Annotated in this window: 11 protein-coding genes; 3 read left to right on the top strand and 8 right to left on the bottom strand. The window is 59.3% G+C overall.

What is annotated here, in order from left to right; genetic code table 11:
- Positions 1–8: 8 nt before the first annotated feature.
- The 4 genes from PMI18_RS05295 to PMI18_RS05310 all read right to left on the bottom strand — a co-directional run bounded on the left by PMI18_RS05295 (position 9) and on the right by PMI18_RS05310 (position 5363).
- Positions 9–1670: an ATP-binding protein gene (locus PMI18_RS05295; protein WP_443200877.1), complete on the bottom strand. Its 1662-nt coding sequence runs from the start codon at positions 1668–1670 to the stop codon at positions 9–11.
- A 5-nt stretch (positions 1671–1675) separates the two neighbouring features.
- A complete protein-coding gene (locus tag PMI18_RS05300; protein WP_007905590.1) occupies positions 1676–3178 on the bottom strand; it encodes an ATPase domain-containing protein in 1503 nt (500 codons plus the stop codon).
- 153 nt (positions 3179–3331) lie between these two features.
- Positions 3332–4387 (bottom strand): tetratricopeptide repeat protein, encoded by a 1056-nt coding sequence (locus PMI18_RS05305; protein ID WP_007905587.1) that lies wholly within the window; start codon positions 4385–4387, stop codon positions 3332–3334.
- Between the two features lie 76 nt (positions 4388–4463).
- Positions 4464–5363: a bestrophin family protein gene (locus tag PMI18_RS05310; protein ID WP_007905585.1), complete on the bottom strand. Its 900-nt coding sequence runs from the start codon at positions 5361–5363 to the stop codon at positions 4464–4466.
- A gap of 210 nt (positions 5364–5573) precedes the next feature.
- Here PMI18_RS05310 and PMI18_RS05315 point away from each other — a divergent pair, with 210 nt between their 5' ends.
- Genes PMI18_RS05315 through PMI18_RS05325 form a run of 3 tightly spaced genes read left to right on the top strand, consistent with a single transcriptional unit; the run spans position 5574 to position 8881 of the window.
- Positions 5574–7721 carry an FUSC family protein gene (locus tag PMI18_RS05315; RefSeq protein WP_007905583.1) on the top strand — a complete coding sequence of 716 codons (2148 nt, stop codon included), beginning with the start codon at positions 5574–5576 and terminating at the stop codon, positions 7719–7721.
- Entirely contained in the window at positions 7711–7911 is a 201-nt protein-coding gene (locus PMI18_RS05320; protein WP_007905582.1) for a DUF1656 domain-containing protein, read from the top strand. The genes PMI18_RS05315 and PMI18_RS05320 overlap by 11 nt, the downstream gene beginning before the upstream one ends.
- A 4-nt stretch (positions 7912–7915) precedes the next feature.
- The gene (locus PMI18_RS05325; protein ID WP_007905581.1) at positions 7916–8881 is read left to right on the top strand and encodes a biotin/lipoyl-binding protein; all 966 of its coding nucleotides are present in this window, start codon (positions 7916–7918) and stop codon (positions 8879–8881) included.
- A 201-nt stretch (positions 8882–9082) separates the two neighbouring features.
- Here the strand turns inward: PMI18_RS05325 and PMI18_RS05330 are convergent, their stop codons facing one another.
- The 4 genes from PMI18_RS05330 to PMI18_RS05345 form a co-directional block, all read right to left on the bottom strand.
- Complete coding sequence (locus PMI18_RS05330; RefSeq protein ID WP_007905575.1) at positions 9083–10504, bottom strand: efflux transporter outer membrane subunit; 1422 nt, start codon at positions 10502–10504, stop codon at positions 9083–9085.
- Positions 10501–13692 carry an efflux RND transporter permease subunit gene (locus tag PMI18_RS05335; RefSeq protein WP_007905573.1) on the bottom strand — a complete coding sequence of 1064 codons (3192 nt, stop codon included), beginning with the start codon at positions 13690–13692 and terminating at the stop codon, positions 10501–10503. The genes PMI18_RS05330 and PMI18_RS05335 overlap by 4 nt, the downstream gene beginning before the upstream one ends.
- 12 nt (positions 13693–13704) lie before the next feature.
- Positions 13705–14958 (bottom strand): multidrug efflux RND transporter periplasmic adaptor subunit MexE, encoded by a 1254-nt coding sequence (mexE, locus tag PMI18_RS05340; protein ID WP_007905572.1) that lies wholly within the window; start codon positions 14956–14958, stop codon positions 13705–13707.
- 361 nt (positions 14959–15319) lie between these two features.
- Complete coding sequence (locus tag PMI18_RS05345; RefSeq protein WP_007905571.1) at positions 15320–16348, bottom strand: AraC family transcriptional regulator; 1029 nt, start codon at positions 16346–16348, stop codon at positions 15320–15322.
- Positions 16349–16594: the final 246 nt, after the last annotated feature.

Raw genomic sequence — 16594 nt, 5'->3', positions numbered from 1 at the left:
TGTCGAAACTACTGCGCAATCATCTCCCGCACCTTCGCCGTCAACAAATCGAAGGTGAACGGCTTGGTGATCATCTGCATGCCAGGGTCAAGAAAGCCACCGCGCACCGCGGCGTGTTCGGCATACCCGGTGATGAACAATACCTTGAGATCAGGCCGATACTGTCGGCCGATTTCCGCCAGTTGCCGGCCGTTCATGCCCGGCAGCCCCACGTCGCTGATCAACAGGTCGATTCGCTGACCGGAGTCAAGAATCGGCACCGCGCTGTCGGCGTCGCACGCTTCAACGAAGGCGTAGCCCAATTCACTCAATACGGCACTGACCAGGACTCGCACGGCGGGATCGTCCTCGACGATCAGCACGGTTTCGCCGTCCCGGGCGTAAGGAGCCTGTTGAGCATCGACTCGGGTGTCCTGGGGCAGTGCTCCGCTGAAACGCGGTAAAAACAGACTGACCGTGGTGCCTTTTCCGACTTCACTGTGAATGCTGACGTGGCCGCCGGACTGTTTGCTGAAACCGTAAATCATCGACAGTCCCAAGCCCGTGCCCTGGCCGATGGGTTTGGTCGTGAAGAAAGGATCGAAGGCCCGGTTGATGGTGCTTTGCGGCATGCCGTAACCGGTATCGGTGACGCTCAGGACGATGTAATCGCCCGGCTGCAGATTGCTGTGTGCCTCGGTGAACGCGGTATCCAGATGCTGATTGGAGGTTTTGACCAACAGCTTTCCGCCGTCGGGCATGGCATCCCGGGCGTTGAGCACCAGGTTGAGCAGGGCGCTTTCGAGTTGGTTGGGATCGGCCTCGGCCACCCACAGTTGCTCGTCCAGCTGCATTTCCAGGTGAATGCTTTCGTTGATGCTGCGTTGCAACAGTTCACCCATGGACACCACCAGAGTGTTCATCTGCACGGGTTTTGAATCCAGCGACTGGCGACGGGAGAACGCCAGCAGACGATGCGTCAAGCCCGCCGCGCGGTTGGCTGAGGTCACCCCTAGATCGATCAAACTGTCCAGGTCTTCGGTGCGTCCCCGGGCCAGGCGACGACGCAGCAGCTCCAGGCTGCCGATGATGCCGGTCAGCATGTTGTTGAAGTCGTGGGCAATACCGCCGGTGAGTTGGCCGACCGCTTCCATTTTCTGCGACTGCCTGAGAACCTCTTCGTTATGGCGCAATTGCGCGGTGCGTTCCTCGACCTGTTGTTCGAGGGTTTCCAGGGTATTTTGCAGGCGCAGTTCGCTTTGGCTCAGATCAATCAACCGGTCCCTGGCTTCATACTGCCGTCTTCGCCCGCGCAACGCCGTGGTGACCAGGCTGATCAGCGTGACCGGATGAAACGGCCGCTCGAGAAAGGTCACGTTGCCCAGTAGCAAACCGAGTCGCGACGCAGGGTTTTGCTCCGGGCCACCGTGGTGGGTCAGCAGTACGATCGGCAGATCCGACCACGCCGGTTGCTGTTCGATCTGACTCAGCAGCGGTTCAAGGTCGGCGCCCAATAAAGCCTCGCAAGCAATCACCAGCAGGCCGGCACCTAGCGACAGCTCATTGCACAACGCGCCCAGATCCCGGGTGATGACCCCGTCGACTCCTGCCTCGTTGAGCATCATCAGTGCGATCTGGCTGTCGCGTCCCAACGGCGCAAGAATGATCGCACGCTCGGACATCGCCTCCATGGCCGTCACTGAACATCTTCCTCAAGCAACGGATTGCTCGCGCCCAGGTAAGTTGGCACGCCACGCAATACACCCTGGAATGCGTCCAGTGGTTCGCCGATGGTCATGCCCAGGCTGCTGATGCGGTATTCGCGGATGGTCGATTCGTGGCTGCCGGTACGTTTCTTGATGATCGAGATTGCTCGGCGAACCTTGCCCAGGGCTTCGAAGTAGCGCAACAGGATGACGGTGTCGGCCAGATAGGTAATATCGACGGGGGCCTGCATGTCACCGACCAGCCCATGCTGGGCGACGGTCATGAATGTCGCAGCGCCTTGGCGATTGAGGTACAGCAGCAACTCGTGCATGTGCAGCACCAGCGCATTTTCCTCGGGCATCGCCGCTTGATAGCCGTTGATACTGTCGATCACCACGGTTTTGATATTGCGTTCATCAACACAACGACGAACCCGGTAGGAGAATTCGCCGGGGGACAATTCGGCGGCATCCACTTGTTCGATCAGCAGGTTGCCGGTGTCTTCCAGGGCCTTCAGGTCGATGCCGATGTTTTTCATCCGCTCGAACAGCAACCCCAGTTCTTCATCGAAGATGAACAACGCGGCTTTTTCGCCACGGGCCACCGCCGCAGCGGCGAAGACCATCGAGATCAACGATTTGCCGGTCCCGGCCGGACCGAGGATCAGGGTGCTTGAGCCCGTCTCGATACCGCCACCGAGCAGGGCATCCATTTCCGGGATGCCACTGGTCAATTGCTGGCGGATATAACGGCCGCGATGTTCCGCCGCCACCAGGCGCGGGAACACATGCACGCCGTCACCCATGATGGTGAAGTCATGGAAACCGCCCCGGTACTTCTGACCGCGATACTTCACCACGCGGATGCGCCGGCGTTCGGCGCCGTAATTGGGCGTCAATTCTTCGAGGCGAATCACCCCGTGGGCCACACTGTGCACGGTTTTGTCGAGGGCTTCGGTGGTCAGGTCGTCCAGCAGCAGCACCGTAGCCTCGTAGCGCACGAAGTAATGCTTGATGGCCAGAATCTGTCGGCGGTAGCGCAAAGAGCTTTGGGCCAACAGGCGGATTTCGGACAGGCTGTCGACCACTACGCGGGTCGGCTTGACCCGTTCAACCGCCTCGAAAATCTGTTTGGTGGCTTCGCCCAGCTCCAGGTCCGAGGAATACAGCAGACTCTGCTGTTGCTCGGCATTGAGCAGGCTTTCCGGCGGCGTCAGCTCGAAGATGTGGATGTTCTCATCCAGCTCCCAGCCGTGGGACAACGCTCCTTGGCGCAGCTCGCGCTCGGTTTCCGACAGGGTGATGTACAACGAGCGCTCGCCGGCACGGGCGCCAGCCAACAGAAAATGCAAAGCGACGGTGGTTTTGCCGGTTCCGGGTTCACCCTCCAGCAAGAACACGTGGCCGCGGGACAATCCACCGGCCAGGATGTCATCCAGACCTTCAATGCCGGTGGCGGCTTTTGCACTGATCAACTCGTTAGACGTAGACAAGAAATGCCCTCTCATGACTAGGGGAAGCGAGGCAGCAGGCTGCAAGTGCCTGAGTGGACTGCCTGATCACTTGACCTTTCGCCGAGACGGCGGTTCACCTTTTATTGCTCTGATTTGTAGCAGCTGCCGAAGGCTGCGATCTTTCGATCTTGATTAAAGCCCTTGCTGCAACGCCGGATCATCCGGATTGAGCTGCTCCAGCTGTGCCAGCAGGATCTGCACGTTCTGCAACTGTCCGCTTTCCTTCCAATAGTTGATCAGCAACACGCGCGCCTTGCGATCGGCCGGGTGGCGCTGGACGATTTCCTGCAGCTGGTTCTGCGCCGCTTCCAACTCCTGCTCACCATGCAGCGTGGTGGCCAGGTCGTAGCGGTAATCCTTGTTGTCCGGCTCAAGCTCCACGGCTTTGGACAGGCCGAGCAGGGCGAATTCACTTTGCCCGTGATGCAGCAACCAGAGCCCCAGCGCATGCTGCAGGTAGGCCGAGTCAGGCTGGGCCTTTAACTGTTTCGCCAACAATTGCCGGGCGGCATCGCTTTGGCCCTGTTTATCCAGCACTTCGATCTGCATCACCAGGGCCGGCAGATTACCGGGCTCCAGTTGTAACGTGCGCTCCAAGGCCTGCTGCGCTTCCTTCAGCTCGGCATTGTGCAAGTGCAGGCGCGCCAGTTGGTACTGGGTTTCGGCGCTTTCCGGCTGACCCTTGAGCAGTTGCTCCCAGGCATCGATGGCTTGCTCCAAGGGGCCGAAATACAACCCCAGTTCATCCGGGGTCAGGCCCAGCAAGGCATTGACCGCCGCAAACCGGACGCTCGGATCGCTGTCATTGAGCAAAGGCCCCAGCAATAGGCTGCGCTGCCCACTGGGCACCAACCCATTGATGCTTTTGATCGCTGCGATGCGCACATCCGCCGATGGATGTTGCAGGTCCGCATCCGCCAGCTTCAGGGCTTGCGGGCTTGGGTAGTTGGGCAGTTCGGCATGCAGCCAGACACGGCGCTTGGTTGACAGGTCAGGACGACCCAATTGCTGATAAAGCACCCGCGCCGCGCCCGGTTGACCCGTGCGTGCCTGGGCCAGTGCTTCGCTGTAGCCATGCTTGATCGCCGCCGGCACCACAGGCGTCGTGCTCCGCAGGAAAAACCAGGCGAGGACGAGGGCAAACAATAAACAGAGGCTGATGAGCAAGTAGCGGCGGGACTGAGGCATGCAGGAATCCGGGAGCTGGCAGGCTTTTGCAAAGCCACCAGCTTCGGTCAGGCCGGGCTGTGAGTCAAACCCAAGCTTAGTTCAGCACGTAGTCGACGGGCTCAAGGGCGGGTGGCAACTCGGTTTGCCCCAGTGCTGCCAGCACTTCGCGCTCCAGCATGCGCACAATTGCATTGCACGGCAGATCGTTCTCATCGAAGCCGAACGGGTCTTCCAGATCGTCGCCGATTTCGTCGAGGCCAAAAAAGGTGTAGCTGACAATGGCGGTGATCACCGGTGTCAGCCAGCCAAGGGGTTCGGCCATGGCAAATGGCAACAGGATGCAGAACAGATAAATGGTGCGGTGCAGCAACAGGGTGTAAGGGAAGGGCAGTGGCGTGCTTTTGATTCGTTCACAACTGGCCTGGACCTGGCTGAGGCTGACCAGTCGGGTTTCCAGTTGGGTATAGCGCCATTCACTGATCTGGCCGCGCTCGACCAGCGCTGAACACCGCGCACCGATTCGCTGCAAGAGTGAGTCGGTGATGTTCGGGTGCTTTGCGTCTACGGCTTCTTGCGTCCACGGTTTGATCGCGCTCATCTCGTTTTCAAAGCGCAGGCGGGCGATCAAGCCATGGGCGAAGCCGCAGAGTTCACGCAGCAGACGTTCACGTTCGGCCGCCGCCATCAATCCTTGGGTTTCGCGAATCAACGAGCGTACTTCGATGATCAGTTGCCCCAGTTGCTTGCGACCCTCCCACCAGCGGTCGTAGCAAGCGTTGTTGCGAAAGCTCATGAAGATCGACAGCGCCAACCCCAGCAAGGTGAAGGGGGTGGCATTGACCTTGGAAAAATAGGCCGGGTGCCAAGTCTCCACCAACACAATGACCGACGCGAGCAGGGTCACCAATAGACTGCGCAAGGCAATGCGCTTGGCAATCGAGCCTTTAAGAGAAAACAGCATGCCGATCAGATTCGGCTTGGGACGCACAATCATGGGCAGCAACTTTATATAGAGAGTGGCGCTTTCGCAGCAGTATCAGCCTAAGGGGCGGAGGAAGGGCCGTCCAATTGCTATGGCTGACGAGCTAATCGACAGGCTCTATCAAGGTAGTCGTGTTCATCGGTGAATTTGCCTACAGGTTTTGTCGACACCGAAACCTGTCGAGGCACTGAAGCAATGACTACGCTTGCTGGAGATGACTCAATGAGCGCTCCCATGCAACCACTGCTTCAATATTTCAAGGCGATACTCAACCCCGGACGAGAGGTGCTGCTGTTTGCCCTGAGGACCATTGTGGCCGGACTGCTGACATTGTATCTGGCCTTCCTGTTCGACCTTGAACAGCCCAAGTGGTCGATCATGGCGGTGGTCATCGTCAGCCAGCCATTGGGCGGCATGGCCCTGGCCCGAAGTTTCGGCCAGGTCATCGGCACCACGCTCGGAGCTGTGGTGGCGGTGTTGATCATGGCGATCTTTCCCCAGGCGCCCCTGCCTTTCATCCTCACCCTGGCCTTGTGGTTGGCATTCTGTACCGCCGGCGGCACCTTGTTGCGTTACACCAGTTCCCAGGCATTTGTCCTGAGCGGGTACACGGCGGTGGTCGTGGCGCTGCTGGCGGTGCCCGATCAGGAGGGCACGTTCCTGCTGGCCGTCACTCGTGTGACCGAGACGCTTTTGGCGGTGGCTTGCGTGTGCGTGGTCAGCCTTCTCACGGCGCGGCCGGAAGCGGTGGCGCGGGATTACTTCGCCAAGATCGATCAGGTCATCAAGCTGCTCGCGACCCACGCTGCTGCCGTCATCCGAACCGAAGAAAGCGAGGCCGATTTCCATCGGCGGCAAATGCAACTGCTCGGCGCAATCAGTGCTCTGGAGGGGGTACGTCGGCATTTATATTACGATGCGCCACGGTTGCGCAGCGCCAATAGTCTGGTGCAGTTGCTTGGCAATCAACTGGTGCTGCTGACTTCGCGGTTGACGGCCCTGCGTCACCAGAGGCTACTGCTCACCGAACGCTGGAAAGGCGCGTTGCCGGAAGAAATACAGCGTTTACGCGCCGAAGAACTGGCGTTTCTCGATGAGTTGGCCCTGCAAGGGCGTTCTCTGTCGACCGAGGCGCGGCACCATTTTTCCGCGCTGCAACAGCGTTTCGATGACCAGGCCTACAAGGCCGAACAACTCACCGAGACGATGCCTGCCACCCTACGTTCATTGGCCTGGGCACTGCGCTGGGAGCAGGCACGGATGCTGGAGCAACTGGCGCAGATTCTGGAACTGAGCGACGCGATTCAGGACGGGCGTGAAGCCAGTTGCGTGTTCCGTGGCCAGGAAAATCCGCTGCATTTGGACTTCACTTTGGCGGCAATGAATGCAATCCGGGCATTTGCCGCGTTGCTCGTAGCCGGTCTGATCTGGATCGAGACCGCTTGGGACGGGGCCCGTGGCGGGATGATTGTAGTGGGGATTCTCTGTTCGCTGATGGCGACTTTTCCGCGACCGTTGCTGGCCGCGCAAAGCTTTGCCAGGGGGCAGGGTCTGGCTTTGGTGGTGTCAGCGCTCTATCTGTTCATGCTGATACCGATGATCAGTGACTTCGAGTTACTCGCCTTGTTGCTTGCCCCATTGCTGTATGCCGTCGCGGTGGGGCTGGCCAGTCCGTCAACCACGGGTACAGGCATTGGTCTTGGACTGACGACCATTCTGTTGCTGGGGCCGCAAAACACAGAAATCGGCCAAAACAGTGCCATTCAGTGGTTCGAGTTTGCCGGCGCGTATGTCAGCGCCTCCGCGCTGGCGCTCAGTGTCTACGCCTTGATCTTCCCGTTCAGGCCCGTTTTGCGGATACGCCGGCTGTTCAATGAAAACTGCGAGCAGGTTTACGCTTTGCTGAAGACGCCGGCCACCGATGAACAGCAATTTACGTTTGAAAGCCGTATGGTCGATCGCCTGACCATGATGCTGGGACTATTGCCGGCGACCAACGACAAGGACTCCAGCGAGCTGTTCGAAGTCAGCCTTGGGTGCATGGCACTGGGTGTGGCCTTGAACCAGCTCAGGCAACAGGGGCAAAGCAACACGTTGCTGAGTACAGAACAGCAAAACCGTTTGCTGGCTGCCGTGCGTGAGACAGGACGATTGATTTCTGGACGGCCCGGGATTGACCTTGAGCCGTTGCTCGCAAACTTGCGTGTCTTGGGCGATGAAATGGATGACTTGCATTTAGACGTTCATGAACACCTGTGGTCGGTATTCAGGATGCGTGTGGCGTTGTTGATCGTGGTGTCGTTTCTGGAGCGACATCGCAAATACTTTCAACCCGTCCAAACGGAAGGAGAGCCGGCCCTTGCCCATTGATTTTGAATTGGGTGGCGTCTACTTGCCGCCGATTGCCCAGGCGTTACTGCTGGCCCTGCCGATTTTCCTGCTGCTGGACTGGGTCTTGCGCCGCTTTGGCGTGCTGCGTTTTGTCTGGCATGAAGCCTTGTTCGAAGGCGCGTTGTACGCGTGTGTTTGCGCGACGCTGATTCTGGTGATGGGAGCTTGATGCCTTGAAGAAGATCCTTGCCCGACTCGTGACAGTGGCGGTGGTATTGCTGGCTTTCGTGCTCGGCTGGTTCGCCTGGGAACATTACACCCGCGCCCCCTGGACTCGGGATGCACGGGTTCGCGCCGATGTGGTGACCTTGTCCGCCGATGTCTCGGGGCGCATCGTCAGCCTGAGCGTTCAAGACAACCAGCATGTTACGAAAGGCCAGTTGCTGCTGGAGATCGACCCGGCTCGTTATACGCTGGCGGTGGAGCATGCCAAGCGTGCGGTGGAAGTCGCAAAAGCCACGCTGGGCCAATCCGAAGCGACGATTGTCTCCAGTGAAGCGCTGCTCAGGCAACGCCAAAGCGAAGAGCGTCGCCGTCGAACCCTCAAACAGGGTTTCGCGATCTCCGGCGAAGAATGGGAAAAATCCAGTACCGAAGTGGCTGTGGCGCAGGCGGAACTGTTGCGCAATCAGGCGAATCTGGGCCTGGCACAAGCCAATGTGCAGCTGGCGATCGCCGCATTGACCCAGGCCGAACTGGACTTGCAGCGCACGCGGGTTGCAGCGCCTGTCAGTGGTTACGTGACCAACCTGCTGACTCGTCAGGGGGATTACGCCACTGCTGGAGGGGCGTTATTGGCACTGGTGGACAGCGACTCGTTTTACATCAGCGGCTACTTTGAAGAAACAAAACTGCCACGAATCGAGGAGGGCGACCGGGTAAAGATCGAGTTGATGAGCGGCGAGACCTTCGGCGGCACCGTGCAAAGCATCGCTTTTGCTATCGCCGACCGCGAGAACTCCCCCGGCAGTCGCCTGCTGGCCAACATCAACCCCAGTTACACCTGGGTGAAGCTGGCGCAACGGGTGCCAGTACGGATTCAGATCGACGCCGACTATGTCGCCAAAAACCGCCTGCGTGCAGGGACCACGGCTACCGTGACAGTGCAAGAACATCGAGATAAACAGGCAACCCACTAACCCTGTAGGAGCGAGGCTTGCCCGCGAAGAATGCACTGCGGTTTTTCAGGTATTACGCGTCATCGTTCTTCGCGGGCAAGCCTCGCTCCTACAGGGGTATGTGTTGAATTAAAGATCGACAAAAAAAAGCCCCGCGACCGAATGAGGCGCGGGGCAAAAGAATTGGTCGGTTGCGGCCAACCAAAGGAGCTCGTTGAAACGTTACTTGCTGGCGACCGTCTCTGGCTGCCAGCCGCCGCCAAGGGCTTTGTAGATCGCGACAATGCCGCGATACAAATCGACTTCGGCCTGGGCCTGGGTGTCTTCGGCTGCCAGGCGCTCGCGCTGGGCATCGAGCAGTACGAGGAAGTCCACGGTGCCTTCGCGGTAGCGAATGTCGGCCAGGTCCGCAGCGGCGCGGCTTGATTCGCTTTGACGAATCAGCGAGATCAGGCGCTGCTGACGTTTGCCGTAATCGCTGAAGGCGTTTTCCGATTCTTCCAACGCCAGCAGTACTTGCTGCTCGTAGGTCGCCAGGGCGCCTTCGGCTTCAGCATCGGCGCCGCGTAAACGGGCGCGCACACTGCCCAGGTCGAACGCCGCCCAGGTAATGCTTGGGCCCAGTGCCCAAGCGTTCGCCGCCGAGGAACCGATCTGCGAACCGCGCCCGGCGGTGAAGCCGAGGAAGCCGCTGAGGCTGACCCGTGGGAACAAATCAGCCTTGGCCACGCCGATGCGAGCGGTGGCGGCCGCCAGTTGGCGTTCGGCGCTACGGATGTCCGGACGCCGTTGCAGCAGCTCGCCCGGATCACCGATGGGCAGGGCCTTGGCGATCGCTGGCAAGTCTTTTGGACTCAGGTCGACGGTCAGCTTGTCCGGACGCTCACCCAGCAGGGTGGCGATGCGGTTGCGCTGACGAACCTGTTCGGCCTGCAGTTGCGGCACGCTGGCTTCGACAGAGGCCAGGCGTGCATCGGCGCGAACCACGTCCAGCTGATCGCCGACACCGGCATCACGCAGGCTTTCGGTGATCTTGCGCGATTCCTGCTGGTTGTTCAGGTTGGCCAGGGCGATCTTTTCCCGCAGCTGTGCACCGCGCAGTTGGCCATAGGCGTCCACCAGTTCGGCAATCATGGTGACTTGCAGTTGGTAAAGATCGGCTTCGGCTGCCTGCTGTTCAGCGTCGCTGGATTCCAGGTTGCGCTGGATGCGACCGAACAAGTCCAGTTCCCAGGCCATGTCCAGGCCCAGGTCATAGCGTTCACTGCTGACCCGGTCGGTGGTCTGGCCGGGAATTTGCCCCTTGGCCAGATCACTGCTGGCGCGGCTGGTGATGGTCGGCATGGCGTCATTGCTGGCGTCATCGCGAATCGCCCGGGCCGCTTTCCAGCGAGCGAAGGCCACGCGCAAATCACGGTTGCCTTGCAAGGATTGCGTCACCAACTGGTTGAGGGTCGGATCGTCGAACTGCTGCCACCAGATGCCTTCGAAACGGGCGCGGTCGAAGTTCTTCTGACCGGCGCTGCCATCGGTGGCGGCCGTGATGTTGGCCGCCTCCGTCGCTGGGGTTTTGTAGTCCGGGCCAACGGCGCAGGCACTCAGGGCCAGTACCAGAAGGCTCGGCAGGAAGGCTTTCAGGCTCATTGTTGCGCCTCCAGTTGCTTTTCCAATTTCAGCGCCTTGGCCGCTTTGCGCGCTTCACCGCGCTCCACAAAGTTACGAATCAGTACGTAGAACACCGGCGTCAGCAACAGACCGAAGAAGGTCACCCCGAGCATCCCGGAGAACACCGCCACACCCATGGCATGACGCATTTCAGCACCGGCACCGCTGGAGAAAACCAGAGGGACCACACCCATGATGAACGCGAAGGAGGTCATCAGGATTGGCCGCAGACGCAGACGGCAAGCTTCCAGCACCGCTGCCAGCGGGCCGAGGCCTTCTTCCTGTTTATCCTTGGCAAACTCGACGATCAGAATCGCGTTCTTACAGGCCAGTCCCACCAGTACGATCAAACCGATCTGGGTGAAGATGTTGTTGTCACCGCCCGAGGCAATTACACCGGTAATGGCCGACAGCAGGGTCATCGGTACGATCAGGATCACCGCCAGTGGCAGGCTCCAGCTTTCGTATTGAGCCGCGAGTACCAGGAACGCCAGCAGTACGCAGAGCGGGAACACGAACAGCGCTGTGTTGCCGGACAGAATCTGCTGGTAGGTCAGGTCGGTCCACTCGTAGGTCATGCCGTTGGGCAATTCGTCCTTGAGCAGTTTCTCGATGGCTTTCTCGGCCTGGCCGGAGCTGTAGCCGGGGGCTGCCGCACCGTTGATTTCAGCGGTGATGAAGCCGTTGTAGTGCATCACGCGGTCCGGCCCCGAGGTGTCGCTGACCTTGATGAAGGTCGCCAGCGGAATCATCTCGCCCCGGTTGTTACGCACTTTCAGCTGACCGATCTGGTCCGATTCGAGGCGGAACTGCTGCTCGGCCTGAACGTTGACCTGATAGGTGCGACCGAAGCGGTTGAAGTCGTTGGCATACAGCGAACCCAGGTAGATCTGCAGGGTGTCGAAGATGTCGCTGACGGCAACGCCGTGGGTCTTGGCTTTTTCCCGGTCGATGGCGGCATCGACCTGCGGCACGTTCACGGTGTAGCTGGTGAACAGGCCGGCCAGTTCCGGCACGCTGTGGCTTTTGGTAATGATGTTCATGGTTTCTTTGTACAGCTCGTCATAGCCCAGGTTGCCCCGGTCTTCGATCTGCAGGCGGAAACCGCCAATAGTGCCCAGGCCTTGTACCGGCGGCGGCGGGAAGATCGCCATGTAGGCTTCCTGAATCCCGGCGTACTGGCCGTTCAATGCACCGGCAATCGCACCAGCGGACATGCTCGGATCCTTGCGCTCGTCGAACGGTTTCAGGGTGACGAACACGATGCCGGCGTTAGGGCTGTTGGTGAAACCGTTGATCGACAGACCCGGGAAGGCCACCGCGCTTTCCACGCCAGGCTGTTTCAGGGCAAGGTCGGACATGCGCTTGATCACGTCTTCGGTACGGTCCAGGCTCGCGGCATCCGGCAGTTGCGCGAAGGCCACCAGGTATTGCTTGTCCTGGCCGGGTACGAAACCGGTCGGGGTATTGGAGAAACCGAAGAACGTCAGCACCATCAGACCGGCGTACACCAGCAAGGCGATACCGCTGCTGCGGATAACCCGGCCCACGGTGCCGACATAACCATGGCTGGCCTTGTCAAAGAAGCGGTTGAACGGACGGAACAACCAGCCACCGAAGAGCTTGTCCAGAACCTTGGAGAAGCGGTCTTTCGGCGCGTCATGGCTCTTGAGCAACACGGCGGCCAGCGCCGGCGACAGAGTCAGCGAGTTGAAGGCCGAGATCACGGTCGAAATCGCAATCGTCAGGGCGAACTGTTTATAGAACTGCCCGGTCAAGCCGGAGATGAACGCCGCCGGGATAAACACCGCACACAACACCAACGCCGTCGCGATGATCGGACCGGTCACTTCGCGCATCGCACGCTTGGTGGCTTCGACAGGGGTTAATCCGAGCCCGATGTTTCGCTCGACGTTCTCCACCACCACAATCGCATCGTCGACCACGATACCGATGGCTAGTACCAATCCGAACAGCGACAAGGCGTTCAACGAGAAGCCGAACAGGTGCATCACGGCAAACGTACCGATCAGCGAAACAGGCACTGCCACCAACGGAATGATCGAGGCGCGCCAGGTTTGCAGGAACAGGATCACCACGAGTACCACTAGGATCAGCGCTTCGAAGAGGGTGTGAACCACCGCCTCGATGGAGCCACGCACGAAGATCGTTGGGTCATAGACGATGCTGAAGTCCATGCCTTCCGGGAAGTTCTTCTTCAGCTCGGCCATTTTCTCCCGAACGTCGTTGGAGATCTGGATCGCGTTGGAGCCAGGGCGCTGGAAGATCGGGATCGCCACCGCCGGCTGGTTGTTCAGCAAGGAACGCAGGGCGTATTGGCTGGAGCCGAGTTCGACGCGAGCGATGTCTTTCAGGCGAGTGATTTCACCATTCTCACCGGAGCGAATAATGATGTTCTCGAACTCTTCCTCGGAAACCAGACGACCTTGCGTGTTGACTGACAGCTGGAACGCGGTGGCATTCGGCGCAGGCGGAGCGCCCAGGGCACCGGCCGCCACTTGACGGTTCTGTTCACGAATCGCGGTGACCACATCGGTCGCGGTCAGGTTGCGCGAAGCAGTCTTGTTCGGATCGAGCCACACCCGCAGCGAGTAATCGCCCATACCGAATAGCTGCACATCACCGACACCGCCCAGACGCGCCAGCTCATCCTTGATGTTGAGCAAGGCGTAGTTGGACAGGTAGAGCATGTCGTAGCGTTTGTCTGGCGAGGTCAAGTGCACAACCATGGTCAGGTCGGGCGAAGCCTTGTCGACGGTGATACCGATGCGCGTCACTTCCTCGGGAAGCTTGGGCTCGGTCCGGGTCACGCGGTTCTGAACCTGCACCTGCGCGTTGTCCAGGTCGGTGCCCAGCGCAAAGGTGATGGTCAGCGTGATCTTGCCGTCAGCGGTGGACTGCGAGGACATGTACAGCATGTTCTCGACGCCGGTGATGGCTTGCTCCAGTGGAGCGGCCACGGTTTCACCGATGACTTTAGGGTTGGCACCCGGGAAGTTGGCACGGACCACAACGGTCGGCGGAACCACTTCCGGGTATTCGCTGATCGGCAACTGGAACAGCGAGATGGCGCCGGCGATCAGGATCAGCAGCGACAGTACCGCTGCGAAGATCGGCCGTGAAATGAAGAATTGGGAAAAATTCATCGTAGAGATCCCTTAACCGCGTGGAGTCGCAGCAGCCACTTTCACAACCGTACCCGGCGCGACCTTGGCAGGTGCGACTTGGGGCAGGTTGCTGGCTTCCAGCGCTTGTCGTTGTTGAGCCAGAGCCGCGAGAGTTTCCTGGCTGGCCATCGGGATCACTTCAGGGGTGACCGGTGAACCAGGGCGAACCCGTTGCAAGCCCTTGACGATGATGGTGTCGTCCTTGTTCAGACCGCTGCGCACGATGCGCAGACCTTCGATCTTCGGACCCAGTTCGACGGGGCGGTAAGCCGTTTTGTTGTCGGCATCCATCACCAGCACGAACTTTTTACCCAGGTCGGTACCGACCGCTTCGTCGTTGATCAACACCGCGGAGTAAGTGCCGCTGCCCACCAGTTTCAGGCGTGCATAAAGACCCGGGGTGTAGGTGCCGTCGCTGTTGTCGAACACGGCGCGACCGCGGATGGTGCCGGTCTTCGGGTTGACCTGGTTGTCGACGAAGTTCATCTGGCCCTGGTGCGGGTTGCCGTCTTCATTGGACAGGCCGAGGTAAACCGGCGTGGTCGCGCCGCGTTGGCCCTGGCGGGCGAGCTGGGTGTATTTAAGGAAGACACGCTCGTCGGCGTCGAAGTAGGCGTAGACCTTGTCGGTGGACACCACGCTGGTCAGCGCGGTGGTATCGGCGGTCACCAGGTTGCCGGCGGTGATTTCCGCACGGCTGACACGGCCGCTGATAGGCGCAGTGACGCGGGTGAAGCTCAGGTTCAGTTTGGCCAGGTCCAGTTGGGCCTGGAGGGCACCGACGGCGGCGCGGGCTTCTTGAGCCGCGCTGGTGCGCGAGTCGGCGAGTTCGGCGGAAATCGCGTTGCTGGTGCGCAGGCGTTCACCGCGCTGGGATTCGTTTTCGCTGCGGGTGGCCGTGGCGCGAGCTTGGGCAACCAGGGCTTCGAGGCGGCGGACCTCAGCCTGGAATGGACGTGGGTCGATCTGGAACAACAGATCGCCTTTCTTGACTAGCGCGCCTTCGGTAAAGGCTACGTCATCAATCTGGCCGGAAACCCGTGGACGAATCTCTACCGTTTCCGGCGCTTCAAGGCGCCCGGTGAATTCGTCCCACTCGTTGACCGGTTGCTCCAGCACCTTGGCCACGCTGACTTTGGCCGCGGGCATCGTGGCGGCAGCGTCCGGGGTCTTGCCGCAGGCGCTCATCACCAGCACGGCCAACAAGGCCAAGGGGAAGCGCAAATGTTTGAGTGACTGTTCCATGGATGCATCCGCCAATGTATTGAGATGGACGGATGATGCTTGGCGGGGTTGTATGGCACGAATCGAATGAACCGAAGGTAACTATCATTCGGAATGATATAAGTTCATTGCAAGCCCTCTAGCATGCACCTCCCATTGGCGGGCTTTCAAATGAAATGATGACAATTCAGTGTTGCAGGGAGTGTAAGAGATTGGCATCAACCGCGTCATGGCCATCGCGAGCAGGCTCGCTCCCACATTGGACCAGCGGCGTACACAAATCCCCGTAGGAGCGAGGCTTGCCCGCGAAGAGGCCATGAGCCCAATACAAAAATCAAACCAGCCTCGCAGGTTTGGTCAACTCTGCCTGTACTCTCTGAGTTCAGCTACGGAATCTGAGCGTTGTTGAGGGGGCTTCGCCGTAGCGTCTTTTGTACTCCTGAGCAAATCGCCCCAGATGGGCAAACCCCCATTTGAAGGCGATATCTGTGACCGAACCTTCTTGTTGCTGGCGGCAAAGTTCAAGGTGCACTTGTTCCAGCCGTAAATTGCGCAAGTAGGCCATGGGCGTGGTATCGCAAAAGTCGCGGAAGCCGGCGAACAGCGTGCGAACGCTCACACCGGCATGTTCGGCCAATTGCTCGATGCTCAGCGGTTGGTCGGCGTGAGCGCGCATGAATTCTTCGGTTCTTTTAACGAAGTGGGGTAAAGGCGCTCTGGGTCTGCTGGCACAGTCCAGTCGTTCTCGAAGATTGTTCGGCTGGCCGTAAACCAGAGCATCGAGCAGCATTGACTCGAACTGCTTGAGTACCAGCGAATGGTGCAGTGGATGGTCATCCAGCTTGATTGCGTCCGCCAGAATGTTGATTAGCTGGAGAAAGTAGTGACCTCCAGGTGTGGTCAGGTCAAGTTCTGGATCGAATTCCAACGGTCTGTCCAAATTGTGTCCCAGATGCTGGACGCAATGGTATTCGACTTCACTGCGTTCGATCCTCAAGGCCAATTGTGGCGCGTTAGCCTCCCAGCTCATCGACAACGGCAGATTAGGGGAGATCAGAGAGGCCCGTTCCGGCGTGGAAATGAAGTCATGTCCTGCGCATTGAATGCGTGCTTGTCCCTTGATGGGTACCTGGATCAGGAAAAAATCCTCGAGGCGACCAGGGTCGATAAAGACGTTGACGCCGTATTCCAATCGGTTCAAGGACAGTCGCCCACGGTTGATGTGGTGCATCCGTGCGCTGACCCGTTCGGTGCTGTCGATGCAGCGCAATTCGTGGTTTTTGAAGACGCCGCTGACGCCTTCGCGGATGCCGTCCAGATCATTGAGCAGGAACAACTGGTTTTCCGGGGTGAACAGCGACGCACTGTCGAAAAGGCTGGCGCAGCGCTGTGCGATGAGATTCTGACTCATGGTCACCTCAGTTGCATGCACGATTCAAGGCATGTCGCACGGTGGTGTTACCCAGGTTTTGCAGGATCTGGATGATCGCTGCGTTATCCGGATAACCCGTGTGCATGTCCGTTTCTTTTTGTGCCCTTATTGGGCTTTCTGCCTAAGCCAGCAATTGGTGTGCCAAGCGACGACAGAGGCATTCTGACGCAGCGTGCCGTAGTCGGTATTTCTTAGAATCCTCCCGCAAATCCTGGACGTCCAACT

Source organism: Pseudomonas sp. GM102, assembly GCF_000282555.1.
Taxonomy (GTDB): Bacteria; Pseudomonadota; Gammaproteobacteria; order Pseudomonadales; family Pseudomonadaceae; genus Aquipseudomonas.
Note: the sequence above shows the minus strand (reverse complement) of the source record. Positions and strands in the feature narration are given on the sequence as shown.

Bases quoted from the DNA above. Each gene is read 5' to 3' on its own strand.
- PMI18_RS05295 (WP_443200877.1), bottom strand. From the start codon at position 1,670: ATGGAGGCGATGTCCGAGCGTGCGATCATTCTTGCGCCGTTGGGACGC.
- PMI18_RS05305 (WP_007905587.1), bottom strand. From the start codon at position 4,387: ATGCCTCAGTCCCGCCGCTACTTGCTCATCAGCCTCTGTTTATTGTTT.
- PMI18_RS05310 (WP_007905585.1), bottom strand. From the start codon at position 5,363: ATGATTGTGCGTCCCAAGCCGAATCTGATCGGCATGCTGTTTTCTCTT.
- PMI18_RS05315 (WP_007905583.1), top strand. From the start codon at position 5,574: ATGAGCGCTCCCATGCAACCACTGCTTCAATATTTCAAGGCGATACTC.
- PMI18_RS05330 (WP_007905575.1), bottom strand. From the start codon at position 10,504: ATGAGCCTGAAAGCCTTCCTGCCGAGCCTTCTGGTACTGGCCCTGAGT.
- PMI18_RS05335 (WP_007905573.1), bottom strand. From the start codon at position 13,692: ATGAATTTTTCCCAATTCTTCATTTCACGGCCGATCTTCGCAGCGGTA.
- mexE (WP_007905572.1), bottom strand. From the start codon at position 14,958: ATGGAACAGTCACTCAAACATTTGCGCTTCCCCTTGGCCTTGTTGGCC.
- PMI18_RS05345 (WP_007905571.1), bottom strand. From the start codon at position 16,348: ATGAGTCAGAATCTCATCGCACAGCGCTGCGCCAGCCTTTTCGACAGT.